The organism is Pseudoselenomonas ruminantium, assembly GCF_900113715.1.
Lineage (GTDB): Bacteria > Bacillota > Negativicutes > Selenomonadales > Selenomonadaceae > Selenomonas_A > Selenomonas_A caprae.
Window position 1 is genome coordinate 1 of record NZ_FOQK01000021.1, and the last position, 25,470, is coordinate 25,470.

Annotated in this window: 26 protein-coding genes and 1 pseudogene; 1 reads left to right on the plus strand and 26 read right to left on the minus strand. The window is 55.6% G+C overall.

The genetic code is table 11. The annotated features are described in order from the left end of the window. The 18 genes and pseudogenes from BM181_RS10805 to BM181_RS10890 form a co-directional block, all read right to left on the minus strand. The coding region (locus BM181_RS10805) for a helix-turn-helix domain-containing protein (protein WP_143092171.1) at nucleotides 1-181 on the minus strand (181 nt) is incomplete at its 3' end. Between the two features lie 92 nt (nucleotides 182-273). Beyond that, nucleotides 274-1,143 carry a tRNA pseudouridine(55) synthase TruB gene (gene truB, locus BM181_RS10810; protein ID WP_075444925.1) on the minus strand — a complete coding sequence of 290 codons (870 nt, stop codon included), beginning with the start codon at nucleotides 1,141-1,143 and terminating at the stop codon, nucleotides 274-276. A 35-nt stretch (nucleotides 1,144-1,178) separates the two neighbouring features. After that, nucleotides 1,179-2,129 (minus strand): DHH family phosphoesterase, encoded by a 951-nt coding sequence (locus tag BM181_RS10815; protein ID WP_075444841.1) that lies wholly within the window; start codon nucleotides 2,127-2,129, stop codon nucleotides 1,179-1,181. Nucleotides 2,130-2,135: 6 nt separating this feature from the next. Beyond that, on the minus strand, nucleotides 2,136-2,516 hold the full coding sequence (gene rbfA / locus BM181_RS10820; protein ID WP_075444843.1) for a 30S ribosome-binding factor RbfA: 381 nt from the start codon (nucleotides 2,514-2,516) through the stop codon (nucleotides 2,136-2,138). A 34-nt stretch (nucleotides 2,517-2,550) separates the two neighbouring features. Beyond that, nucleotides 2,551-4,947 (minus strand): translation initiation factor IF-2, encoded by a 2,397-nt coding sequence (infB, locus tag BM181_RS10825; protein WP_075444845.1) that lies wholly within the window; start codon nucleotides 4,945-4,947, stop codon nucleotides 2,551-2,553. Nucleotides 4,948-4,966: 19 nt separating this feature from the next. Continuing rightward, complete coding sequence (locus BM181_RS10830) at nucleotides 4,967-5,287, minus strand: L7Ae/L30e/S12e/Gadd45 family ribosomal protein (protein ID WP_075444847.1); 321 nt, start codon at nucleotides 5,285-5,287, stop codon at nucleotides 4,967-4,969. A gap of 2 nt (nucleotides 5,288-5,289) precedes the next feature. Beyond that, entirely contained in the window at nucleotides 5,290-5,580 is a 291-nt protein-coding gene (gene rnpM, locus BM181_RS10835) for an RNase P modulator RnpM (RefSeq protein WP_304621470.1), read from the minus strand. Nucleotides 5,581-5,582: 2 nt separating this feature from the next. After that, nucleotides 5,583-6,725, minus strand: coding sequence for a transcription termination factor NusA (nusA, locus tag BM181_RS10840; RefSeq protein ID WP_075444851.1), 1,143 nt, complete (start codon nucleotides 6,723-6,725; stop codon nucleotides 5,583-5,585). 37 nt (nucleotides 6,726-6,762) lie between these two features. Then, on the minus strand, nucleotides 6,763-7,218 hold the full coding sequence (rimP, locus tag BM181_RS10845) for a ribosome maturation factor RimP (RefSeq protein ID WP_075444853.1): 456 nt from the start codon (nucleotides 7,216-7,218) through the stop codon (nucleotides 6,763-6,765). 173 nt (nucleotides 7,219-7,391) lie between these two features. After that, nucleotides 7,392-7,769: a hypothetical protein gene (locus BM181_RS10850; RefSeq protein ID WP_075444855.1), complete on the minus strand. Its 378-nt coding sequence runs from the start codon at nucleotides 7,767-7,769 to the stop codon at nucleotides 7,392-7,394. 65 nt (nucleotides 7,770-7,834) lie between these two features. Continuing rightward, nucleotides 7,835-8,287, minus strand: a complete 453-nt coding sequence (locus tag BM181_RS10855; protein ID WP_143092172.1) for a hypothetical protein — start codon at nucleotides 8,285-8,287, stop codon at nucleotides 7,835-7,837. Between the two features lie 216 nt (nucleotides 8,288-8,503). After that, nucleotides 8,504-9,517: a methyl-accepting chemotaxis protein gene (locus tag BM181_RS10860; RefSeq protein WP_075444858.1), complete on the minus strand. Its 1,014-nt coding sequence runs from the start codon at nucleotides 9,515-9,517 to the stop codon at nucleotides 8,504-8,506. Between the two features lie 10 nt (nucleotides 9,518-9,527). Further along, nucleotides 9,528-10,640: an FIST signal transduction protein gene (locus BM181_RS10865; RefSeq protein ID WP_075444860.1), complete on the minus strand. Its 1,113-nt coding sequence runs from the start codon at nucleotides 10,638-10,640 to the stop codon at nucleotides 9,528-9,530. Nucleotides 10,641-10,894: 254 nt separating this feature from the next. After that, entirely contained in the window at nucleotides 10,895-13,201 is a 2,307-nt protein-coding gene (pcrA, locus tag BM181_RS10870) for a DNA helicase PcrA (RefSeq protein ID WP_075444862.1), read from the minus strand. An 88-nt stretch (nucleotides 13,202-13,289) separates the two neighbouring features. Beyond that, a complete protein-coding gene (locus tag BM181_RS10875; protein ID WP_075444864.1) occupies nucleotides 13,290-14,936 on the minus strand; it encodes a putative manganese-dependent inorganic diphosphatase in 1,647 nt (548 codons plus the stop codon). Between the two features lie 192 nt (nucleotides 14,937-15,128). Further along, nucleotides 15,129-15,221: pseudogene (locus BM181_RS10880) on the minus strand (type II toxin-antitoxin system mRNA interferase toxin, RelE/StbE family); the annotation flags it as partial. Between the two features lies 1 nt (nucleotide 15,222). After that, nucleotides 15,223-15,516, minus strand: coding sequence for a type II toxin-antitoxin system RelB/DinJ family antitoxin (locus tag BM181_RS10885; RefSeq protein WP_075444866.1), 294 nt, complete (start codon nucleotides 15,514-15,516; stop codon nucleotides 15,223-15,225). 95 nt (nucleotides 15,517-15,611) lie between these two features. Continuing rightward, a complete protein-coding gene (locus tag BM181_RS10890; protein WP_075444868.1) occupies nucleotides 15,612-15,854 on the minus strand; it encodes a helix-turn-helix domain-containing protein in 243 nt (80 codons plus the stop codon). A gap of 126 nt (nucleotides 15,855-15,980) precedes the next feature. Between BM181_RS10890 and BM181_RS10895 the strand changes: the two genes are divergently transcribed. Beyond that, the gene (locus tag BM181_RS10895) at nucleotides 15,981-16,784 is read left to right on the plus strand and encodes an SGNH/GDSL hydrolase family protein (RefSeq protein WP_075444870.1); all 804 of its coding nucleotides are present in this window, start codon (nucleotides 15,981-15,983) and stop codon (nucleotides 16,782-16,784) included. A gap of 129 nt (nucleotides 16,785-16,913) precedes the next feature. Here BM181_RS10895 and aguB read toward each other — a convergent pair whose 3' ends face one another. From aguB to BM181_RS10935, 8 genes are all read right to left on the minus strand, one after another. Then, nucleotides 16,914-17,789 carry an N-carbamoylputrescine amidase gene (aguB, locus tag BM181_RS10900; protein ID WP_075444872.1) on the minus strand — a complete coding sequence of 292 codons (876 nt, stop codon included), beginning with the start codon at nucleotides 17,787-17,789 and terminating at the stop codon, nucleotides 16,914-16,916. A 21-nt stretch (nucleotides 17,790-17,810) separates the two neighbouring features. After that, complete coding sequence (aguA, locus tag BM181_RS10905; RefSeq protein WP_075444874.1) at nucleotides 17,811-18,917, minus strand: agmatine deiminase; 1,107 nt, start codon at nucleotides 18,915-18,917, stop codon at nucleotides 17,811-17,813. A gap of 1 nt (nucleotide 18,918) precedes the next feature. Beyond that, on the minus strand, nucleotides 18,919-20,094 hold the full coding sequence (gene nspC / locus BM181_RS10910) for a carboxynorspermidine decarboxylase (protein ID WP_218150118.1): 1,176 nt from the start codon (nucleotides 20,092-20,094) through the stop codon (nucleotides 18,919-18,921). A 14-nt stretch (nucleotides 20,095-20,108) separates the two neighbouring features. After that, entirely contained in the window at nucleotides 20,109-21,368 is a 1,260-nt protein-coding gene (locus tag BM181_RS10915; protein WP_075444876.1) for a saccharopine dehydrogenase family protein, read from the minus strand. Continuing rightward, nucleotides 21,365-22,225: a polyamine aminopropyltransferase gene (speE, locus tag BM181_RS10920; RefSeq protein ID WP_075428110.1), complete on the minus strand. Its 861-nt coding sequence runs from the start codon at nucleotides 22,223-22,225 to the stop codon at nucleotides 21,365-21,367. Before speE ends, BM181_RS10915 begins: the two co-directional genes overlap by 4 nt. Nucleotides 22,226-22,291: 66 nt before the next feature. Further along, entirely contained in the window at nucleotides 22,292-23,746 is a 1,455-nt protein-coding gene (locus BM181_RS10925; protein ID WP_075444878.1) for an aminotransferase class I/II-fold pyridoxal phosphate-dependent enzyme, read from the minus strand. 269 nt (nucleotides 23,747-24,015) lie between these two features. Then, the gene (locus BM181_RS10930; protein WP_256211361.1) at nucleotides 24,016-24,870 is read right to left on the minus strand and encodes a TPM domain-containing protein; all 855 of its coding nucleotides are present in this window, start codon (nucleotides 24,868-24,870) and stop codon (nucleotides 24,016-24,018) included. Beyond that, the gene (locus tag BM181_RS10935) at nucleotides 24,867-25,421 is read right to left on the minus strand and encodes a LemA family protein (RefSeq protein ID WP_075444882.1); all 555 of its coding nucleotides are present in this window, start codon (nucleotides 25,419-25,421) and stop codon (nucleotides 24,867-24,869) included. Before BM181_RS10935 ends, BM181_RS10930 begins: the two co-directional genes overlap by 4 nt. Nucleotides 25,422-25,470 lie beyond the last annotated feature (49 nt).

Sequence of the window (25,470 nt, forward strand, 5' to 3'; positions counted from 1 at the left end):
GCTGATGATGTCGTTTGAAGAATACATCCGGGCCACAAGCATCATAGTTACAAACCCATTGCCTGAAGGATCTTCTGTCAACACCTGCATCCGCGGCTATGGAGGCATAACTGCCCTCTCCACGTTTATACTTTTCAATGAAGTGGATTTTCTCTTCGGGTGATAATCTCTTCTTGTACATAAAATGCTCCCTATCAAGCAGACAGTTTTATTATTTCTTCTGTCTACCTAATAGGGAGCATATCACATCCTGCCAGGATGCGGGGCTTTCATTCACGGTTTGAGTACCTTGACGGGCACGACTTCCTTATTTGACCGGTCAAACCGGCCGATGCCGATAAACCTGCCACTTGCATAGACCTTGAGCGTATCGCTTTGGGGTATATGCTGGCGTTCCCCGGTGGCAAGGCCATTGCAGAAGGCCTTTTCCCGCAGAGGATTCAGGTCGTAACGCTCCAGATGGCTCAGGAAATCTGACGGAGCCAGCAAGGCGCTGGCTCCCCTTTCCTTGAGCTCCTCGAGGGTCAGCGCATCTTCTAAGGCAAAGTCGCCGACACGGCGGCGCACGAGAAAGGCCATCGTCGCCGGAATGCCAAGAGCTGCGCCAAGATCGGCACACAGGCTGCGGATATACGTCCCCTTCGAACAGTCCGTATCGATCAGCAAAGTATCCTTACGGCACGCCAAAAGTTCGAGCCGGTGGATAGTCACCTCACGCGATGGCATGTCAACCTTCTTGCCTTCACGCAGCAGGTCACAGGCACGGCGGCCGCCAATCTTGATGGCCGAATGTGCCGGCGGCACCTGCGTGATATGGCCGCGGAATCCAGCCAGTGCAGCTTCGATTGTCTCCGCATCCGGCAGCGTGAACTCTGGCAGCGATTCGATGATCTCGCCTGTATCGTCGCCACTGTCCGTTGCCAGGCCGAGTTTTACCTCGGCGCGATACGTCTTATCCGCAAGCTCGAGATACTCGATCAAACGGGTAGACGCTCCGACAGCCACCGGCAGGACACCTGCCGCTGCCGGGTCGAGCGTGCCCGCATGGCCGACGCGCTTGACATGCAGCACCCGCCGCACAAAACCGATGACATCATGCGAAGTCATGCCAGGGGGCTTCAGGACGTTGAGAAACCCACCGATGTCGGGGATGACCGGCGCTGCCGGCTTCATCTCCGTCATGCCTGCGGCTCCAAGGCGTCAGCGATGGCCGCCAGCAGGGCTGCCTTGGCCTCGGCAAACGGCCTGGCAATCGAGCAGCCCGCCGCGCGCACATGGCCGCCACCGCCAAACTGCGTGGCGATTTTCGTGACATCCAGTCCCTTCGAGCGCATGCTGACACGGCAGCTGTCCTTTTCTTTCTCCTTGAGCACGATAGCCAGCTCCGTTCCCTCGACCTTGCGGATCATATCGACAAGACCTTCGGCCGATTCGATATGTTCAAGCATCTCAAAGTCAAGGAATACGCCGACCACGCGGCCTTCATGGAATAGCTCCATATGCTGCAGGGCATCCGCCAGGCCTTTGAGGCTTTCATACGGACGGCGCTCGAGCCCCTCCGAAATGAGATTCGGCTCGGCACCGGCTGCCAGAAGTTCGGCACCAGCGCGCAAGGTCTCCGGTGTCGTGTTGGAGTAGCGGAACCAGCCCGAGTCCGTTGCCAGACCCGTATAGAGGCACATGGCACAGTCGCGGCTGAACGAACCGTTCATCTCCTTCACCAGTTGATAGATTATTTCTGCGGTTGCCGCACAGGTTCCATCGAGATAGAGCTTATCCGCCGCGCCATCGTTGGTGATGTGATGGTCGATGTTGAGGACTTCAGCATCGACGACATCCTTCACCCTGCCGATGCGGTCAAGGCTCACATCCAGCGCCACCAAGACGTCGGCTGCGATGTTCTGCCCTTCCTCCGGCTTCCCTAAAAGCTCATATCCCGGCAACATATCAAATATTGCCGGGATATCATCATCGATGAGAACCTGCACGTCCTTGCCCAAGCTCTTCAAGAAGTGCATCAGGCCAAGCGACGAGCCGATGGCATCGCCATCGGGATTCGTGTGGGCCGTGATGACAACCTTCTGCGCCGCCGACAGGACTGCCGCAGTTTCCCTCAATGAAATTTTCATCTGTTGTTATTGCTCCTCATCCGAATGCTTGCCGTTAGCTTCCTCTTCTGCCTTGATCTTCAGCAGCAGCTCCTGGATATGGGCGCTGTAATCCAGCGACTTATCCAGCTCAAAGGAAAGCTCCGGCGTGAAGCGCAGGCGGATGCGTTTGCCGATCTCGCGGCGGATGAAGCCGAGGCTGCTTGTAAGCCCCGTCCAGCAATCCTTGACCTGCTGCTCACTGCCCATGAGGCTCACGTAAATCTTCGCCTCACGGAGGTCACCCGTGCATTCCACCGAAGTAACCGTCACGAATCCGATGCGCGGATCCTTCAGTTCACGCAGGATGATCTGGCTGATTTCCTGCTTCATAAGCTCCTGGACCTTTTCTACCCGAAGCTGACTCATCGGCATTCGCCTCCTTTATGTAAACGATAAATCATCAATCTTCCTGCTCAGCCTTAGCCTTGGCCTCTGCCTGAGCCTTGCGCTTCTCAGCAGCAGCCTTGTTGGCCTCGGCGATCGACGTAGCGATCTCTTCCATCGTGTAGGCCTCGATGATGTCGCCTTCCTTGAAGTCGCGGAAATCGACAATCGAGATACCGCACTCGTAGCCCTCGCGGACTTCCTTGACCTCATCCTTGAAGCGGCGCAGCGAATCGATCTCGCCATCGAACACTTCGATGTTGTCGCGGATGATGCGGATCTTGGAATTGTTGCAGATCTTGCCTTCGAGGACATAGGAACCAGCAACGAGTGCCTTCGAGAACTTCATGACCTGACGGATCTCGACGCGGCCCTGGATGACCTCTTTGTACTTCGGCTTGAGCATGCCGCTCATAGCGTCCTTGACATCGTTGAGGGCATCATAGATGACGCGGTAGGTGCGGATGTCGACATCCTCGTTATCAGCGACCTTGCGGGCATTGGCATCCGGACGGACGTTGAAGGCGATGATGATGGCGTTGGCTGCCGAAGCCAGCATGACATCGGACTCGTTGACGGCACCGACACCGGAGTGGACGATGGAGACGCGGACCTCGTCGTTCTTGTTGAGCTTCAAGAGCGAGCCGCAGAGAGCCTCGACAGAACCCTGGACATCAGCCTTGACCACGATGTTGAGATCCTTGATCTCGCCTTCCTGAATCTGCTGGAACAGCGCATCAAGGGAAACCTTCTTGCTCTTCATGAGCTGGTTGCGCTCGCGCTCGACACGGGCCTCGGCGATGCTACGGGCCTGTTTCTCCTCGAGGACTGCCAGGATATCGCCGGCAGCCGGTACATCGTTGAGACCGAGGATCTCGACCGGTACCGACGGGCCAGCCTTCTTGACGTTGTTGCCGCGGTCATCGACCATCGCACGGACTTTACCATAGGTCGTGCCGCAGACGATAGAATCGCCGATGCGCAGCGTACCGCTCTGGACGAGGACCGTTGCCACCGAGCCGCGGCCCTTGTCGAGCTTGGCCTCGATGATGACACCGCGGGCCTCGCGGTTCGGGTTGGCTTTGAGCTCCTCGACCTCAGCGACCAGCAGGACGTTTTCCAGCAGGTCATCGATACCCATCTGCTTCTTGGCCGAAACCGGAACCATGATGGTATCCCCGCCGTATTCCTCCGGCACGAGGCCATGCTCCATGAGCTCCTGCTTGACGTGGTCCGGATTAGCGCCCGGCTTGTCGATCTTGTTGATAGCCACGATGATAGGAACCTCAGCGGATTTCGCATGGTTGATCGCCTCGATGGTCTGCGGCATGACACCGTCGTCAGCAGCGACTACGAGGATCGCGATATCCGTGATCTGGGCACCGCGGGCACGCATAGCCGTGAAGGCCTCATGACCCGGCGTATCGAGGAAGACGATCTTCTTGCCCGAGCAGTTGACCTGATAAGCACCGATGTGCTGGGTGATACCGCCAGCCTCATGGGTCTGCACATGGGTATTGCGGATGCAGTCGAGAAGGGACGTCTTACCATGGTCAACGTGACCCATGACCGTGACGACCGGCGGACGGAGTTTCAGGGACTTCGGATCATCCTCGATCTCCGGGATTTCCGTCGGGTCTACATCTGGCGGCAGTTCCTCACAGGTGACACCGAACTCCGAAGCAACCAGAGCTGCCGTGTCGAAGTCAATTTCCTGGTTGATGGTCGCCATGACACCCATCATGAAGAGCTTCTTGACGACTTCTGCCGCCGTGTAGCTCATCTTCGATGCCAGGTCTTTTACGGCGATGCTCTCCGGCAGCTTGATGTGCTTCGGACGAGCGATCTCGACCTTCGGCGCCTGCGGCTGCTGGCCGCCACGCTTGTTGTTGCGGCCGCCGCGGCGGTTGTTGCGGTCATTGCGTTCATTGCGGTTGTTGTTGCGGTTATTGCGGTCGTTGCGGCCACCATTGCCACGGCCGTTGCGATCGTTGCGCTCATTGCGGCCGCCGCGCTCGTTACGGTCGTTGTTGCGTCCGCCACGATTGTTGTTGTTATGGTCGTTGTGGCTGCTGCCACCGTTGTTGTTGTGATTTGCCGACCGGTTCTGGCTGCTTTCCGTACGGCTGCCGCCATTGTTGTTATGATGCTGGCTGCCATTGCTGCCATGATGATTGTGGTCGTTATGGGAATTGTTCTGTTTTTCCACGCGATTTTCCTGTGCCTTTGGCTGTTCTTTCTTCGCCGGAGCAGCCTTCTTCTCGAAATGTGCCTTGACAGCGCTGCGTTCCTCGTCGCCGACGCTGCTCAGATGATTGGCCACTTTGAAGTTGCCCTTCTTCAGGATATCCAGGACAACCTTGCTCTCCGTGTGGAATTCTTTTGCCAATTCAAAAACTCTGTATTTGGACATCGATCTACCCCCGATTATATCATAGCGATTCCTCCATCAACTGGTGCAGTTTCTTGGCAAAGCCCGCATCCGTCAGCGCTGCTGCGGCGCGGTATTCCTTGCCGAGGCAGGTACCGAGCATCTCCCGGTCCAGCCCTTCTGCATAGGGAACCTTATATTTCTCAGCTAAACCTTTATAGGTCTTTTTCGATTCATCAGCAGCATCCGCCGCGACAAGCAGATATACTGCCTGCTTTTTCTTCATCGCCTGCTCGACAGCAAAGGCGCCGGAAACGATCCGGCGAGCCCGCTGGGCCATGCTCAGAAGATTCGTGATGCGCTGTTCTTTGGTAAATGCCATGGTCATTCCTCTGTCTTCGCCGTCGCAGCCAGCGCTTGCAGCTGCTGCGCCAGCGCTTCGTAAACGGCAGGATCGATAGCATTCTTGAAGGAACGCTCGAGGCCCCGGCTTTTGCGGGCCGCCTCAAAGCATTCCTGTTTTGGACAGATATACGCGCCGCGGCCGGCTTTCTTGCCGGTGGTATCCACCGAATACTCGCCCTCCGGGCTGCGCACGATACGGATCAGTTCCTTTTTCGGATGGCTTTCCTGGCAGCCCAGGCACATCCGCTGGGGAATTTTCCTCGTCTTCAAACTCATTCACCTTCTGCCGTGAAAGACTCGTCGCTCTCGACCTCGACCTCGTTCATGTTCTCGTCCAGCTGCTCTTCAGCGGCCTGCGACTCGCTCTTGATGTCGATCTTCCAGCTCGTCAGCTTTGCTGCCAGACGGGCATTCTGGCCTTCCTTGCCGATGGCCAGCGACAACTGGTAGTCCGGAACGACAACGCGGGAAACCTTCTCCTCTTCGTTGACGGCCACCGAGACGACCTTGGCCGGGCTCAGTGCATTGGCGATGAACTTGGCCGGATCCTCGCTCCATTTGACGATATCGATTTTCTCGCTGCCGAGCTCGTCGACGATAGCCTGTACGCGCATGCCGCGATGGCCCACGCAAGAGCCAACCGGATCGACGGACTCGTCCTTCGACCAGACAGCAATCTTCGAGCGGTTGCCCGGCTCACGGGCCACCGACTTGATCTCGACGATGCCTTCCTGGATCTCCGGCACCTCAAGCTCGAAGAGGCGCTTCAAAAGGCCCGGATGGGTGCGGGAAACAACGATCTGCGGGCCCTTGTTCGTCTTCTTGACCTCGACGATGTAGGCCTTGATGCGGTCGCCGTGCTCATAGACTTCCGTCGGGATCTGCTCTGCCGGCGTCAGCACGGCCTCGGTCTTGCCCAGGTCGATGAACACATTGCGGTTCTCGACACGCTGGACAAGGCCCGTCAGGATATCGCTCTCGCGGCTCTGGAACTCCTCGTAGATGATGCCGCGCTCAGCCTCGCGGATACGCTGCACGACGACCTGTTTTGCCGTCTGGGCTGCGATGCGGCCGAAGTTGGCCGGCGTCACTTCGATCTCGATGACATCGCCGACTTCGTACTCCGGACGGATCGTGCGGGCCTGAGCCAGCGAGATCTCCGTGATATCATCCTCGGTATCCTCGACAACCGTCTTGATTGCGTATACGTGATAATGTCCCGTCTCACGTGAAAGCGTCACCCGGACATTCTGGGCCGAGCTGAAGTTGCGTTTGTAAGCGGAAATCAGCGCAGCCTCGATGGCCTCAAACAGCACCTCTTCGTCGATGCCTTTCTCCTTGCCCAGCTCGCGCAGGGTGTCCAGGAACTCCTGCCCATTGTCTCTAGCTTTCGCTTTCGTAGTTCTTCTTGCCAAAATCTTATCCTCCCAATTTTATATAAAGGCAACCGCCTTAAAAGTCGATATGCAGGCGAATCTGTGCCGCCTTGGAAAGCTCGATGACCGTCGTCTCATCCAGCGTGACCGCCTTGCCGTCAAAACCAGTGAGCACGCCGGTCCATTCCTTCTTGCCATCCATAGGAGCGTAAAGGGTAACATCTACCTTCTTGCCCTGCTCACGCTCGTAATCACGCGGCTTGCGCAGCACGCGGTCGATGCCTGGGGATGATACCTCCAGGATATAGCTGTCAGGAATCACATTCCGCTCATCCAGCTGTACCTCCAGCTTCTCGCTGAGTTCCTGACAATCCTCGATATCAATGCCACCGTCTTTATCGATGTAGACGCGCAAATACCAATCCGTGTGCTCCTTGACATACTCGACATCAACGAGTTCGATGACGTCCTGGCCTGCCAGCAGTTCGCTGACAATCTCCTCGACTGCTGCCTCGATATTCTTTGCTGCCATACATCCACCTCCCATATTTTGCTTCCTACATAAGAATTAAAGAGTGGGTTTGCACCCACTCTTTAACGTAAGATAACTTAAATTAACTTTGTTTAGTATACCATGTAGCAGCGCTTGTGTAAAGGGATTTTTCTTGACAGGTCAAAAAATCTTAGCCTGCCTGTCCCCAATCCTCATTTGCGCGTCAGCTTCTGGCCGTGGTCAATCGTGATATGCGGCTCGACATAGTTGTTGTTCTGCCAGTCGCCGCCCTCCCATTCGATGAACAGGTCATGCTCGCCATTGGCCTCCAGGATGACAAAATGGCCAGAGCCCGGCGTACCCTCCTTGACATCATAGGTGCGGACAATCCGGCAGCTGTTGATGACACCCGGCTGGATGCTGACGACAAAGTTGCCCTTTGCATCGTACCAATTGCCCGTGAACTGCTCATCGGCAGTTGCGGCACTGGCCACAGCCATGCCATCAAAATTACCGGCGGTGCCTGATGCACCGCCGGCAAAAGCCACGGATACTGCTAATGCTGTTGCTGCTAAAATGCGTTTTACCATGATTATCCCTCCAAGTTTACTTGATAATACATGGTATTCGCTGTTTTTGCCCAATCTCCTGCTTTTCAGGCCATCAGATTTACATAGCGGCTCTGGACAGCGTCCATCATTGACTCGTAGCAATGGAAAAGATTTTCCAACACCGTGCGCTCCTCATCGTAGGCGCGGCGGCCGAAAAGGTTGCGGATCTGCTGGCGGGCTGCAATATCGTCGTCATCGTAGATGTCCATGAGCAGCTTCATGCTGACGCAATGCCCCGGACTTTTCTCTTTCCACATAGCCCCTAACAGCATGACATAGAGATCCTTGAGCCGTTCGGTGAATTCAATGATGTTCTTCGCTGGGTACCGCTTGAAATGGATAGAGATGATCTGACCAGTCAGAAGCTTCATCTCTTCCCACTTGTCATCATCCAGGACCCATTCGGCGCGCATGCGCAGATCCTTCTCGATGAACGCATATGCCCGCAGACGGTCAGTCCAAGAGGTCGACAACAGCCATCGATAAAACTTTTCCACAACTACCCCTCACTTTCCCAGTGGTCTTCCATTCGCAGAATCTTTATCGATCCCAGATCCGCCTGATACGGCAGCTGTCCCCCCTAGTTCCCTAGTCCTATTATACGTTATTTTGCTAATTTTCGCAATATAACCAAAGAATGTATACACAGCACGCACAGCGCCCCCTTTTCCTAGGAAAAGGGGGCGCTGCCTGCTATCGTTATCGTCTTGTCATCAATGGCGTTCCTTCATCAGGACTTTGACCTGCCGCAGGAAATCGATCATGCTGCAGGCAATCACGTTCTTCTCGCTCATCAGCTCCTTGAGCCCATGGATATTCTGGCGCATCGAGCTGACCAGGCCGCCTACCGAACTGGCGCCGTCGGCCACCGAGTCCATCATGCTGCTGGTCTTGTGGATGCCTGCCACGATGCGCTGGCTGTAGTCGCCAACGCTTTCCGTGCTCTTGGTCACATCATCAAAGCTGGCCTGCACCTTACCGACAAAGGAGGCATTCTCCGACGTCTTCTGGCGGGTCTGCTCGATGGCCTGGTTCAGCTCCGCAATGGACTGATACAGCGAATTGATATTCGTATCGATGCCCTCGACCAGGCCCTTGGTCGAGGCTGCCAGCTCGCGGATATTCTCCGCTACGACACTGAAGCCGCGGCCAGCCTCGCCTGCGCGGGCTGCCTCGATGGAGGCATTGAGCGACAGGAGGTTCGTGCGGGTAGCAATCCCCTCGATGCCCTCGGACATCTTCTTGATGTTGGTGAACTTCTCCTCGAGCTGCTGGAAGACCGCCGTGATCTCATCGAGCTTGCCCTCGATTTCCTGCATCTTGCCCGCCAGCGATCCCACGCTGTCGCCCGCATCGCTGACTACCGACTGCGATTTCTCCATGATGGTGGAGATATTCTGCGCATAGTCCTCCAGCCTGTTGAAGTGGTCGTTGAGCGAGGCGAAGTCCTCGTTCACCTGGCCGATGCCCGCATAGGTTTCGTTCATCTTGTGGACATATTCTGCAATGCCAGCTTCGGCCTGGGTGAGCTCGTTCATGCGCTCATCCAGGTAATCGATGCCGTAGGCGATCTGCTCATCCACCCGCTCCGGTCTTGCCGGTGCTGCCGCAGCGGTCCGTGCCACGGCCTTCACGGCCTTCGGCGCTGCCACCTGCTGCTGTTTCTTTTCTGCAGCCCGCTGATTGTACAGCGGCTCTTTGCTTTTTCCGAAATTAAAGAATCCCATGATATGCTCCTTACTCAAATACCGCTGCAATCATCGTCTGATTGAAATGCTGCTCATAGATCTGCTCACCATAGCCGCCCCAGCCGACATAGCTGCCCAGTGCCGTGCCCATGCTGCGGAAGAATTCATCCGCATAGCCCTCGCTCTCGAAGAGCAGCGTGCGCGCCAGGCAGTTGACCATGATCGACAGCGACGGATGCGGCACTTCGCGCTGGATCTTCTGTATGGTCTCCCGGTTGACCTGACGATAGTCGTCCGGCTGCAGCATAACGATCTGGTCGTTCTCATAGATGCGCGCATGATATTTCATCGTCCGGCGGTCTGTATCCATGTCATCGTTGGCGATGATATACATATCCTTGCCGATGATGCGGCCCACCGGATTGCTGTCGAGGAAGCTGCGGTCCATCTGCGAGGCCGACAGGCCATGCATCTTCGCTTCCATCTCCGATGCCGGGCAGCCATCATAGGCCATGACCTTGCGATGGAAAGCATCCACCGCAGTGGCCGTCAGCGGCTCGCAGATTGGCTTGTAGATATTCTCGCGGTAGAGATGGATGCTGCCGCCGAGGTTGCGGAGCAACACGAACACGCTGGCCTTGTCATAAACCTTGCCGTTCAGCGATACCAGCGTCTTTTCGGCCAGGCCTCGGTCGCCAGCAGTGCCGCCGAAGACCGGGATGTTCTCCTTGCGCAGCACCGAGTTCAGCACTGCCAGCACCGACTCCTCGCAGGAAATCAGGCCATTGGTGGCCGTCAGGCAGATCGTATCATCGGCGCGGTGCGTCCCGAGCCTCCGGACTGCCTCCTGCACGCGGCCCACATATTTGAGCGGGCAGCGGTCGGCCTCCTCCAGCACATTGCCTACGCATTCGATGCCGCTTGCAATCGCCAGGACTTCCAGCGTGTCGTGGAAGATACCTGCCTGGGAAAAAGCGGCAATGGAAGTCGTCCCCATGACGATGCTCTGCGGGAACCGCGCCTGCATCTTGCTGGCGGTCTCAGCAAAAGCATCCACTGTCGTCGTGAACCAAACGAATTTTGCCTGCGTCATGCCCTGACACGCCCGCTCGATGGCATCATCCACCGGCACGGCCTGACTGCGTCCAATCTTATACTCCATATTCTTCTCCTTGTCTCTTCCCTCTTCGCAAGGACTTACGTCCGTTTTAATCAATCTTTAATTGAAGCATACTACGCCGAGTTTTTTCCTGTCAATTGTACAATACATGCGAAATGAAAAAATTTTCTGTTTTTTTGTCTTTTCCCCGCGGAACCCCGCGCCTGCTATGCATCCCGGCGCCAAAACACACAAAAAAAATACCCGCTGCAGCTATACTGACCGCAGCGGATACCTTCTGGAAATCCTGTATGATTTTATGCCTTGGTGATCGGCGCATATTTCTGCATGAGACCTTTGACCCCCTGGCCAGGGAAGGCGATCTTGAGCTCGACCTCTTCGCCGCTGCCTTTGACCGATACGACGGTGCCGACGCCCCATTTGCCATGGCGCGCCTTGTCGCCGACCTTCCACTGGATGCTCGTGTCCGGACGGATGACGCCGCCGCTGGGCTGGACGTTGACGTTCTTCTTCTGCAGGGCTGCCATGGCCTCAAGGGCGGACTGGGGCTTGCCACTGAAATGCACGCCATTGCCCATCTGGCTCGCGCTGGGGCGGAAGCTCATGAAGCCGCTCTGCTGCTGGGCACCATAATGGTTCGCGTTGGCAAAGCCATAGGCATTGGCCCGCGGCACGAGGCGCTCGACGTAGTCATCGGGGATCTCCTGCAGGAAGCGCGACGGCGGGAACGCATTCGTCTTGCCGTAGATCGTGCGCTGGCGGGCATTCGTCAGATAGAGCTTGCGCTGGGCACGCGTGATGCCGACGTAGCAGGTACGGCGCTCCTCCTCGATCTCGTTGTCATCCATCAGCGTACGGGAGTGCGGGAACAGCCCCTCCTCCATGCCAATCATGAACACCACGGGGAACTCCAGGCCTTTTGCCGAGTGGAGAGTCATCAGCGTCACGCGGTCATCCTCGATATCGGCATTGTCGATATCGGAAACCAGCGAGAGCTGCGACAGGAAGGTTTCAAGATTGGCATTTTCCTCGGTCTTCTCGAAGTCCCTGGCCACACCGATGAACTCCTTGAGGTTTTCGATGCGCGACTCGCTCTCGGGCTTGTTCTCTGCCTTGAGCTCAGCCAGATACCCCGACTCATCCAGTACTTTCTCGATAAGGTCATCCAGATGCATATTGTTCTGATAGCCCATGAACTGGAAGACAAAGGTCGAAAAGAGCTCCAGCGGCTTCTTGATGCGGGCCGTGATGCCGGGGATCGTGTCGAGCACCTCAGCATTCGAGATGACATCGAACAGCGACAGGCCGTTCTCATCGGCATAATCCGTGAGCTTCGCCAGCGAAGTGGCACCGAGGCCGCGCTTGGGGACATTGATGATGCGCAGGAGGCTCACGGTGTCCAGCGGATTATAGATGACGCGCAGGTAGGCAAGGATGTCCTTGATTTCCTTGCGGTCGTAGAACTTGAGGCCGCCGACCATCGTATACGGGATGCCTGCGCGCATGAACGTTTCCTCGATGACGCGGGACTGGGCATTCGTGCGGTAAAGGATGGCCATATCGCCATAGGAAGCATTGAAGATGGTCTTCTGCTTGGAAATCGTGGTGGCGATGAACTGCGCCTCGTCGCGCTCGTCACGGGCCTCGTAGCTCGTGAGCTTCTCCCCTGTCGCATTCTCCGTCCAGAGGTCCTTCTTCTTGCGGTTGACGTTATGCTCGATGACTGCATTGGCCGCCGCGAGAATGTTCTTCGTCGAGCGGTAATTCTGCTCGAGCTTGATGGTCTTGGCCTCGGGGTAGTCCTGCTCGAAATCCATGATGTTGCGGATATCGGCACCGCGCCAACCGTAAATGGACTGGTCGGCATCACCGACGACGCAGAGATTGTGGTGCTGGGCCGCCAGGATCTTCGTCAGCTGGTACTGGGCGCCATTGGTATCCTGATACTCATCCACGAGGATGTATTTGAACCGGCGCTGATACTTCGTGCGGATTTCCTCGTTCTCTTCGAGCAGGATGACCGAAACCATCAGCAGATCATCAAAGTCCAGCGCATTGTTCGTGCGCAGCTTCTGTGCATAGAGCTTGTAGACCTCAGCGACCTTCTTCTGGAAGAAGTTATCGGCATCGCGCTCCATGGCCTTGGGGCCCATGAGCTGGTTCTTGGCATTCGATATGGCATTCTGGATCGAGTTGGGCGCGTACTGTTTCGGGTCGAGGTTGAGCTCCTTAAGACAGTCCTTGATGACAACCTGGCTGTCGCTGGAATCATAGATGACAAAGTTTTTCTTGTAAAGGTCTGTTGCCTCGATCTCGCGGCGCAGGAACCGCGCACAAAACGAATGGAACGTACTGAGCCAGACATCCTTCGCGCCCTCACCGATCATGCGGTCCACGCGCTCGCGCATCTCCGTGGCCGCCTTGTTCGTAAACGTGATGGCAAGGATATTCCACGGTGCCACCCCCTGCGCCAAAAGATTGGCAATCTTGCAGGTCAGCACCTTCGTCTTTCCGGAGCCGGCACCTGCCATTATGAGCAGCGGGCCGTCCGTATGCTCCACGGCTTTCTTCTGGGCGGGATTCAAACCTTCAAAAATATCCAATGTGTCCTCCTGTATCTCTCTAATCTGGGAATAACGAGGCTGCCGCATAAATGCGACAGCCTCTGCGTTCTATTCGATTCTTTACCGCTTATTTGGCGATGCGTTTTACCGCCTCGGAAAGTGGCGGGATAATCTGCTTCTTGCGGCTCATGACACCCGTCAGGTAGACATGCGTACCGCTGGCATCCTTCTTGAATGCCTCGCCGATCAGCGTCTTCGGCGAACCAGCATAGAGGAGATACGTTGCCTCCTCGAGGATATCCGTGACCATGACCAGGCTCATATCGAAGCCCTCTTTCTCGCAGATGCCCGTCATAGCCTCGATAAGCTGCGGCTCAAGGTCCATGACCTCTTTCGTATCCATGACGGAAATCTGGCTGACGATGATGCGGTAGTCGCCAATCTGGAACTCCTTGAGGTCGTTCTTGGCAATCTCTGCCGGCGTCATATCGCCGATGCCCGAACCAGCCTTGAGCATGGCCATGCCGTACTCATTGATGTCAACACCAGCGATCTCCGCCAGGCGCTCAGCCGTCTTTTTGTCGTACTCCGTGCAGGTCGGGGACTTGAACAGCACCGTATCGGAAAGGATAGCCGAGAGCAGCAGGCCGGCAATCGAAGCCGGGATCTCGACGTCGTTCTGCCAGTGCATGTTGGCCACGATCGTTGCCGTGCAGCCAACCGGCTCCGCATGGGTGTAGATCGGCTCGCTGGTCTGGATGCCGCCCAGGCGATGATGGTCGATGATCTCGACGACCTTGGCCTCCTCGATGCCCTCAACGGCCTGGCCGCGCTCGTTGTGGTCGACGAGGATGACCTGCTCGCGCTCCGGCATGACCATGTTGTCGCGGGAAATGATGCCGACGAGACGGCCGTTCTCGATGACCGGATAGTTGCGGTAGTTCGTCTCCTCCATCGTACCCTTGATATCCGAAAGCATGTCAAGGGGCTTGAAGCAGACCGGATTCTCGTGCATGATGCGGCGGATCGGCACGCACTGGTTGATCAGGCGGGCTACCGTATACGTATCATACGGCGTCGAAAGGACGAAGATGCCCTTGGCCTCAGCAGCCTCGATGACCTCACCGGACAGGCGGCCGCCACCCGTGACGATCATGCAGGAAACGCCCTGGGCGATGATATCGAGCATCGTCTCATCATGGCGGTCGCCGACGAGCACGATATCCTTCTTATCGATGACCTTCTTGATGGTCTCGATGCTGCCAGCTGCGATGCGGACGCAGCCCTGGATGAACTCGCCCTCGTCGCCGGATACGAGCACCTCACTGTCCGTAGCAGCGATGAGGTCACGATAGCGCACGCGCATCTCCGAGAGGTTCTGCATCGAAAGCTCCTGGAAATAACGCTTGGCAAGATCCGAAACCGTAACGATGCCAACCAGCAGGCCCTTGCTGTCCGTAACGGGAACGGACTTGAGCTCATGCTCACGCATGACCTCGCCGAGATGGCGCAGCGTATCATGCTGCTTGACGACGATCTGGCAATCCATCGTGATATCCTTGACACGCGGATAGAGATCCGTCAAGAGCAGCGGCTGCTCGACCTTGAAATGCTCAAGTGCATACTTCGTCTCTGCATTGACCTTGCCCGCACGGGCCGGAACAACGTTCTGCCCGAGAGCCTGTTTCAGATGCGCATAGCCGATAGCCGAGCAGATGGAGTCCGTATCTGGATTGCGATGACCAATCGTGTAAATAGGTTTCGTATTCTTCATGGTTTGGAAAAACCTCCTCAAAATATCTAAGCGTGACCTGCGTCACGATTTTTACATAGTCCGTTTTCTATTATACCGCTATACCCCACGGCTCGTCTAGAGCTTTCTTGGAAATTACCAATACCACCGCTTTTTATCTAGCACCAGTTGTCACGAGAAAATCCGCAAAAAAAGACGGCTAATGATAAGCCGTCAAAATAAATCAGAATGTGTTCCCGTGCGCGAGGCTGTAAGAATAAGTTTCCCCTTGTCTACAACGTAAACAAGCAGCCAGTCGGGGTCAATATCAAGCATGGACTTCCTCCGCATCCACATCTTTCAAAAGCTCATCAAAGGAGCTGTATCGCTTTGCTTCAACCTTTCCTTCCATGATATCTCTTGCTTCCTGCATGGCCATCAGCGTTTCGCGATTATATCGTGGCCGCTTAGGCTGGAACGGAAAGCCACCTTCCATGATGGAAACATGAAGAAAGACATTTATTGCATCTGTAACAGAAATACCGAGACTGGAAAACACGGCATCAGCCTGAGCTTTAATCTCCGGCTCAATACGAAGATTAATATTTGCCGTCTTAGGCATAACAATCCCCCCTTCTCTAGAAGAGTAACGCAGAAGTGAAACAAATGCAATACCAAATATCTTAAACTAGATACTTGTATTCCTTGATATCACTTTTAATCTGCTAGCATTTCATCTGCACTCTTAGAAAATACAGCTGCCAATAAACTTAATTCAATATCTGTTACAAACCGCTTTCCAGCCTCTATCCTCTGAATAGCATTTTTATCCACATCTAAGCCGTTTACCTGCAAACGATCAGCTAATTCTCGTTGAGACAACCCTAACTCTTTACGAAATATGCTGACATTTCGCCCGCAAATGTTATTTGCTCCATCAGCAGCCTTATTAATAAACATTCCTTTTCCACTCCTATGCGCTGACATTCAGTGATTGTCATTTTGCATATTATGTGCTATAATTTTAAACGAATTGACATTCACTGAATGTCAATTCGAAAAAATACCGAAAGGATCGCATTAGTAATGGATAAAAAGAAACCATTTATCTTTTTTCTCATAATCATACTACTTACTATCGGCGGTTTATTAGCCAGCAAATTTATTAAACATGAAAAAAGCCAAAACGAACGTTTAGTTCGGCTCGAATCTATGGGTGCCACTGTTTCCTATTTAAAAGAGAAACAGCAACAAGCCAACAATTATTACGAATATACAACCGACTACACCGATGACTCCTTCAACTACTTTGCTATAGGAAACAGCCTAACGCTTATAAATGGCAATTGGGGGCGAGGCATCTGCTCTACTCGTCCCGATAATGATTATTTCCATCTAATTGTTAAAGAGCTAGAAAATACACAAGGAAAAGTTGTAGCCTATCCTTATAACTATGCAGATTGGGAACGTAGTAACGACAGAAACTTCTGCCTCGATTTACTTGATGTATATTTGAGCGATAAGCTTAATCTTGTTACTATTCAGCTTGGTGAAAATGTCGCTGATAAAACTACCTTCGAACAAGATTTGGAAAGCCTTATTGCGTATGTCCACGCAAAAGCCCCCAAAGCAAAAATCATCATTATCGGTGACTTCTGGGATAAAGAGAGAAACACCATCCGTCAAACAGCTGCACAAAATACAAATTGTCCCTTCGCTGACATTAGTGCGATAATCAATAACAAAGAATACCAATCAAAGGAAGGAAATGAATGCCTTGGTAAAGATGGCAACACCATAAAAGTATCTGCCGCCGCAGCTACTCATCCCAGCGATAAAGGAATGCAATACATTGCCAATGCTGTCCTAAAAGCTATGTTGGTTGAATGAACTTGTCTTTTATGTCTTGCCTATAAAAAAACAAACTTCTAACCTTACGCGAACAAAATGCACCAAACGGGCAGCCTGACTTGTCAAAAATTGACTTGTCAGGCTGCCCGTTTGATATTTTGTGGCTATTTATTTGACCAGCTCGCCATAGAGTTCCGGCCGGCGGTCGCGGAAGACGCCCCAGCTTTGGCGGTCCTGCTGGCATTGGTCAAGGTCAAAGACTGCGGTGAGTATCGTTTCGTCACTGCGGTTGGCCTCGGCTACCAGTGCGCCGGTGTTATCAGCGATGAACGATGAACCGTAGAAGCTCAGCGCTGACGACTGGCCGCCGTTTTCTTCGCAGGGCTTGACTTCTTCGACGCCGACGCGGTTGGCCGCGATGACCGGCACGAGATTGCAGCCCGCATGGCCCTGCATGCAGCGGCGCCAATGGGGCATGCTGTCCGCCCCCAGGATGGGCTCAGAGCCGATGGCCGTCGGATAGAGCAGCAGCTCGGCGCCTAAGAGGGCCATGGCCCTGGCCGCCTCGGGGAACCACTGGTCCCAGCAGATGCCGACACCGATCTTGCCATAGCGGGTCGTCCAGACCTTGAAGCCTGTATTGCCCGGCGTGAAGTAGAACTTTTCCTGGTAGTAATGGTCGTCAGGAATATGGGTCTTGCGGTAGATGCCGAGGACCTTGCCATCGGCGTCCAGCATCGCAATGCTGTTGAAGAGCCGCGTGCCATCCTTTTCATAGAAACTGATGGGCAGTACGACCTCAAGCTCGCGGGCAACCTGCTTAAAATGCTGCACCGCCGGATTTTCCTCGGCCGTTGTGGCAAAGTCATAGAATTCATACTGCCGCTGCTGGCAGAAATAGGGCCGCTCGAAAAGCTCGGGCAGCAGGATGACATTGGCCCCCTGCTTCGCCGCTTGCCGCACCAGTGCATCGGCCTTCTGGATATTTTCCTGTACGTCAGCCGTCATCTGCATCTGCACGGCAGCTACGGTCACATTTCGCATCGAATCACCTCGTTGATCAAATCATACTGCTGGTATCTGCTGGGTCAGGCAATGGAAATTACCCCCGCCGACAATAACAGCCCGGGCAGGCAGCCCCACGACCTTGCGCTCGGGGAAACAATCGCCCAGGATGCGCAAAGCCTCCGCATCCATCCGATCGCCGAACTGCGGCACGATGACCTTGCCGTTGCAGATATAGAAATTGACATAGCTGGCCGCAAGGCGCTCGCCAGGCTCGCGCATATCTTCGCCATCAGCAAAGGCAAAGCTGTTTGCCTCTTCGGCCGTGATGCAGACAGGCTGCTCAGGAATGGGCACCTTGTGTACCACCAGCCGGCGTCCCTTGGCATCCGTTTCCCCTTCGAGAACGGCAAGGTCAGCCTGGCTCAGTGCATACTGCGGGTCCTTTTCGTCATCGGTCCAGGCCAGCACGGCTTCGCCAGGCCGGACAAAGGCAAAGACATTATCGACATGCTCGTTGGTCTCATCGTTGTAGATGCCACGGGGCAGCCAAATGATTTTGGTTACGCCCAGATAGTCCTTCAACTTCTGCTCAATCTGCCCTTTGGTAAGCTGAGGATTGCGTCCCGCACTCAACAGGCAGGCCTCGGTCACCACCGCTGTGCCTTCGCCATCCACATGGATGGAACCACCCTCGAGCACGAAGTCCCCGGCATCGTAACAGGTATCCCCCAGCGCCGCTGCCATCAGCGGTGCCGCCGCATCATCCCGGGCGTAGTCGGGATACAGGCCGTCGACGTCGCCGCCCCAGGCATTGAAACGCCAATTGATGCCGCGGCGCTTCCGGCCGTCCACCACATAGGTCGGCCCCATATCCCGCGCCCAGGCATCGTCCGTGGGTATCGGCAGATAATGGATATGCTGCTGGGGCAGATGGGAAAGCATCGCCTCCGCCTGGACGCGATGCGCGTCATCGACGAGCAGATAGAGCTCCTCGACGGCCGCGATTTCCTCGATGAGCCGCACAAACACCGGCTGTACGTCCCGGCCGCCATGGGTCCAGGAGCCAGGGCGCACCGGCCAGATCAGAAACGTGCCCGCGTGCGGGGCAAACTCCGCGGGCATATGAAAGCCATCCGCGGTGGGCGTAGTATTTCTTATCAACATATCACGACAGCCTTCCCTTGAAATCCTCATAGCCGAACTTCTTCACCAGCGTACAGGCGCCATCTTTATCCATGCGCCAAATTGCAGGCAGCGCCATGCCGTTGAAGGTATTGTTCTTGACCATCGAGTAGATGGCCATATCTTCAAAATAGAGCCGGTCGCCATTGGCGATGGACCGGTCAAAGGAGTAATCGCCGATGATGTCCCCCGCCAGGCACGTGCACGAGGACAGCCGGTAGGTATGGGCTTTCTCTCCCGCCTCGTCGGCGTCTTTGAGCGGCGGCCGGTACGGCATCTCCAGCACGTCGGGCATATGGCAGGCCGCTGACGCATCGAGTATTAGGATCTGCGTGCCGTGATTTTCGACGATATCGAGCACCTCGGTCACCAGATAGCCGGCATTGAGTGCTACGGCCTCGCCCGGCTCCAGATAGACATCGACGTCATATTCCTCCCTGGCCTTCCGGACCAGCTCGATGAGCAGCCCGCGGTCGTAATCCTCACGGGTGATATGATGGCCGCCGCCCATATTGAGCCAGCAGATATTCCCGCGCTTCAGCCAGCTGCCGAACTTTTCACGCACTGCAGCCAGCGTCTTCGCCAGCGCCGGACTGTCCTGCTCGCAGAGGGTATGGAAGTGCAGGCCGCCGAGCAAATCAAAAAGCTCAGGAGAGGCCGACACAGCCTCTGCAAAGGCCTCCGCCGTGACGCCGAGGCGCGAGCCCGGCGCACAGGGATCATAGATGGCATGATCCTGGGTCGAGCATTCGGGGTTGATGCGCAGGCCGATGCCATGCTCCACCCCGCGCATCTCCTGGATGCGCTTGACCAGCGGCCCGAAGCGGCGCAGCTGGTTGAAGGAGTTGAAGATGACATGGTCGCAGATGGCCGCAATCTTCTCGATCTCCTCGGGCCGGTAAGCAGGCGAAAACACATGGTTCTCGCCTGCCATCTCCTCATGGCCGAGCCTTGCCTCGTAGAGACCGCTGGCCGTGGCGCCATCGAGATAGCGGCCGATCAGCGGATACTCGGCAAACATCGAAAAGCATTTCTGGGCCAGAAGGATCTTGCAGCCAGCCTGCTCCTTGACGTCCTTCAATATCTGTAAGTTCTTTTCCAGTGCCCCTTCGTCGACCACATAGGCCGGCGTCGGCACCTGCTTGATTGTTATGGACATGCTTTCATTCCCTATCAGTCAACCAGCACCGGATTCTCTACGACCTTCCAGGGCAGGCCCCATTTGTTGAGGGCTTCCATATACGGGTCGGGATCGAACTCATCGGTGGTAAATACGCCCGGCTTCTTCCACTGGCCGGTCACGACGAGCATCGCACCGATCATCGCCGGCACGCCCGTGGTATAGGAGATGGCCTGGGAGCCAACTTCCTTAAAGCACTCCTGATGATCGCAGACGTTATAGATGTAGATGGAGCGCTCCTTGCCATCCTTCTTGCCCGTGAAGATGCAGCCGATATTCGTCTTGCCCTTCGTGCGCGGGCCCAGGGACGCCGGATCCGGCAACAGTGCCTTCAAGAACTGGATCGGCACGATTTCCTGCCCGTTGTAGTTTATCGGCGTCGTCGAAAGCATGCCGACGTTTTCGAGGCAGCGCATATGGTCCAGATAGCTCTGGCCAAAGGTCATGAAGAAGCGGATGCGCTTGACCTCTGGCATGTTGCGGCCCAGGGCTTCGATTTCCTCATGATGCAGCAGGTACATATCCTTCTTGCCCACGCCCTCGAAGTCGTATTCCCGCTTGATGCTCATAGCGGGGATCTCGATCCACTTGCCGTTTTCCATATAGGAGCCCGGTGCCGAGACCTCACGCAGGTTGATCTCGGGATTGAAGTTCGTGGCAAAGGCATAGCCATGGTCGCCGCCATTGCAGTCGAGGATATCGATGGTGTCGATGGTATCGAAGTAATGTTTCTTGGCATAGGCCGCAAAGACCGACGTGACGCCCGGGTCAAAGCCCGTGCCCAAAAGGGCCGTAAGGCCGGCCTGTTTGAACTTGTCCTCATAGGCCCACTGCCACGAATAGTCAAAGTAAGCCGAGAAGCCCAGCTCCTTGCAGCGCTTGTCGTAAATCTTGCGCCACTCGGGGTCTTCGGTGTCCTCGGGCTCGAAGTTCGCCGTATCGATGTAGTCGACACCAGCTGCCAGGCAGGCATCCATGATCGTGAGGTCCTGATACGGCAGCGCCACATTCAGGACGGCATCGGGCTGGTACTCCTTGATGAGTTTCGTCAAGGCTTCGGCATCATCGGCATCGATCTGCGCCGTCGTGATCTTCGTCTTCGTCTGGCCCTGCAGTTTCTCCTTCAGGGCATCGCACTTGGACACCGTGCGGCTGGCAATCAGCAGTTCATCGAAAACGCCATCGTTCTGGCACACCTTATGGATGGCAACACTTGCCACACCGCCACAGCCGATAATCATCAATTTGCTCATTTTCTCGTCTCCTCCTCTGACAGGATATCCTCTACGTACTTGGGCAGCATGAAGGCGCCCTTATGCAAATGGGTGGTATAATACCAAGTCTTCAATTCGCGCTTGTTCCAGCGCTTGGCATCGAAATCCTTGAGCGGATGGTATTTCTTCGATGCAAAGCCGAACATCCAGATACCTGCCGGGCAGGTCGGGATGCTGGCCTGATAGACGCGGCTCACCGGGAAGCTCTGATAGGCCTTGCGGTGCATTGCGCGGAACGCCGCCTCATCCTCATCGTAGAAGGGACTGCCGTGCTGATAGACCATGATGCCATCATCATGCAGTGCCCGGTAACAGTTGCCATAGAACTCCCGCGTGAACAGCCCCTCGGTATGGCCGAAGGGATCGGTAGAATCGTTGATGATGAGGTCGTATTTGTCACGGCAGCGGCGCAGGAAGCGCAGGCCGTCCATATTCGTGATCTTGACGCGTGCATCATCAAAGCCCTTGGCCGTCTCAGGGAAAAATTCCCGGGACACCTCGATGAACATCTCATCGGGCTCGACCACATCGATGGACTCGATCTCGGGATACTGTGTGAGCACCTTGGCCACACCGCCATCGCCACCGCCGATAATCAGTACATTCCTGACCTCGGGATGGACGGCCATGGGCACGTGCACCACCATTTCGTTATAGATGAATTCGTCGGCCTCCGAGAAGATGATTTCGCCGTCCAGCACAATCATGCGGCCGAATTCGTTGGACTCAAAGACATCGATCCGCTGATACTCGCTCTGCTTGGAGAACAGCTGTCTATCCACGCGCACGGAAGTCTTGACGTTTTCCGTATCCATCTGTGAAAACCATATTTCCATTGCTTCGGTTCCTCCCCTGTTGACAAGTCAAAGTGACCGGTCAACTTGACATGTCAGGCTGACTTGTCAAGTTTCCGTCAAAATGCGCAGTTCCCGGCACTCCGGGTCCTGCGTTCCCTGCAGGGAACAGCCTTTTTCCCGCGCGTATTCGATATAGGTAAGTATCTCTTCGGTGATGCGCTCGCCCGGCGTCAGTATGGGGATGCCCGGCGGATAGCACATGAGCATCTCCCCCGAGATGCGGCCCACCGTATCCTTCAGCGGCAGGCGCTCACCCTTGGCGTAGAAGGCCTCCTTGGGGCTCATGACGAGCTCGGGGGCGATAAACTCACCGCAGTAGAGCTCGCGCTTGTCCTTGGCGAAGCGGCCCGCGATATCCTCGAGCGCGCCGACAAGGCGCTCGATATCGCGGATGCGGTCGCCAATCGAGATGTAGGCCAGGATATTACCGATATCGCCGAACTCGATCTGGATGTCATACTCATCGCGCAGCATATCGTAGACCTCGATGCCCGTCATACCGATGCCCTGCGTGAAAACCGACAGCTTCGTCACATCGAAGTCATAGACGCTGTCGCCGTCGATGAGCTCACGGCCATAGGCATAGAACCCGCCGATCTCGTTGATTTCCGACCGGGCATACTCGGCCATGGAGCTGACCTTCTCGAAGGCCTCGCAGCCATGCAGGGCAAGGTTGCGGCGTGAGAGGTCAAGGCTCGAGATCAGGAGATACGAAGCACTGGTCGTCTGGGTGAGGTTGATGATCTGCTGCACATACTCGGCATCGACGCCCTCACCGCAGAGCAGGATGGAGCTCTGGGTCAGGCTGCCGCCTGACTTGTGCATCGACACAGCAGCCAGGTCGCCGCCAGCTGCCATGCCCGAAATCGGCAGGTTCTTGCCGAAGTAGAGATGGGTGCCATGGGCCTCGTCGACCAGCACCTTCATGCCTGCCGCATGGGCGGCACGCACGATGCCCTTGAGGTCCGAGGCAATGCCGTAATAGGTCGGATTGTTGACAAAGATGGCCTTGGCCCGCGGATGCTCGCGGATGGCCTTTTCCACGTCACTGAGGGCCATGCCCGTCGCGATGCCGATCTGATGATTGACGCGCACAGGCACATAGACCGGGATGCCGCCGCAGAGCACCAGCGCATTGATGACGCTCTTGTGCACGTTGCGCGGCAGCAGTATCTCGTCGCCAGCGCGCACTGTCGCCAGCACCATCGCCTGCACGGCCGAGGTCGTGCCGTTGACCATAAAGAACGCATGCTGCGCACCAAAAGCATCCGCGGTAAGCTCCTCGGCCTCGCGGATGACAGATATCGGGTGGCTTAAATTGTCGAGCATCTTCATCGAGTTGACATCGACCCCTACGCATTTCTCACCCAAAAAATCGAGCAGCTCCGGATTGCCGCGCCCACGCTTATGCCCGGGCACATCAAAAGGAACCACCCGCCGCTTGCGCAGTTCGAGCAGTGCCTCATAAACCGGAGCCGTATGCTGATTGATTCGATCCATGTACCTTCTTCCCTTTGATTGCGAAATATCTAACAATTATCACTAATATTGCTACTTATAAATTCTATCATCTTCGTTTGGTATCGTCAATTTTACTTTTGCGCAACGCATCTGACAGCAAGGGCTGACGCTTTTCCCCTTTTTGTCCCCGGCTCAGCTGGTGAGAAAATGACTCTGGACCTCTCCCCCATGGCTCTAGCGCGGCAGCACGAGCAGTCAAAAAAAAGGAAGCATGAAGCAGCTCGATCCATCTTCCTCTTTTTCCTTATTCACCAGCCCCCCGAGGCGCCGCCGCCCCCGGAGCTGCCACCGCCAAAGCCGCCGGAATCATCGGAATCCGAACTGCTGGAGCTGTCGTAGTCAGAATCACTGCTGTCACGTGAAGAGCTTGGGCCACCGCCGCCAAAGGAAAGGCTGCCCCAATGTCCCAGCGATATGATATAGAGCAGCACATTGCCGATGAAAAACAGCACCATGAGAGCCAGCGAAGCCAGGAAACTGGTGATGGGGCCAAAGAAAATCACAAAGACGGCTATCACCAGCACAAAGACCGTGGCAATGACGTAATCGATAAGATCCCACTCTTCCTCCTCATCTGCCAACTGCAAACTTTCCGGTGGTACTGCCTCGTACTCCTTGTATATTTTCCGGGCCAGCCGCTGATAGGCCTGGCTTATCCCTGCCGAGTACTCGCCGTCTTTGAACTTCGGCGTCATCCCATCGAGCACTTCGCCGGCAAAACCATCGGTAATCGCTCCCTCCAGGCCATAGCCGACTTCGATGCGGAACTTGCGGTCATCCTTGGCAATGAGCAGCAGCACGCCATTGTTCTTCTGCGCATCGCCAATGCCCCAGGCGCGGAACAAGCGGTTGGCATACGCTTCGATATCCTCACCAGACAGCGTATCCACTGTCACGACCACAAGCTGCGCGCCAAAACGCTGATTGAGATCTTCGCCGATTGAAAGGATTTTCTGCCTGTCCTCAGCCTGCACCATCTGCGCTTGATCTGTCAGATAGATATCCTTTGCCGGCGGCGCAGGGATATCCGCTGCCGCAAGGTTTGGCACGAGCAGCAGCAGCATAAGCAACCAAACGCCAAGGCAGGCGTGCCCCCGCTTCAAAAGGCTGCCTGCGGCACTGCATGGGCCGCCTCATCAGCCGCGAAAGGCGCGACGGGCTGATAGCCTAACATCCCGGCCATGATATTGCCAGGAAAAGTCCCGATGGTAACGTTGTAATCGCGGAGGGCCGCATTATAATCGCGGCGGGCCACGGCAATGCGGTTTTCTGAGCCGGAAATCTCACGCATGAGCTCCGTAAAATGCGCATCGGCTTTGAGTGCCGGATAGTTTTCCACAACTGCCAGCAGCCGTCCCAAAGCCCCGGTAAGCTGCGCATCGGCAGCTGCCATCTCCTCGCCCGAGGTGGCTGCCGCCACCTGCGCTCTGGCAGCCGTCACTTCGGTCAATACTTTTTCCTCATACTGCATATAGCCTTTGACTGTTGCCACGAGATTGGGAATCAAATCGGCGCGCCGCTGTATCTGGTTTTCCACCTGCCCGTACTGGGCATCGATGGCGATACGCGCACTCTTGACCGAATTATATGTGCCGATTCCCCCGATGACCGCCACTGCCAATAGCACCAGCAGTATCATGCCTGACTTATTCATAGGTTTTTCCCCCCTTCGCCTACTATAATTCCCTAAAAAACTACGGATT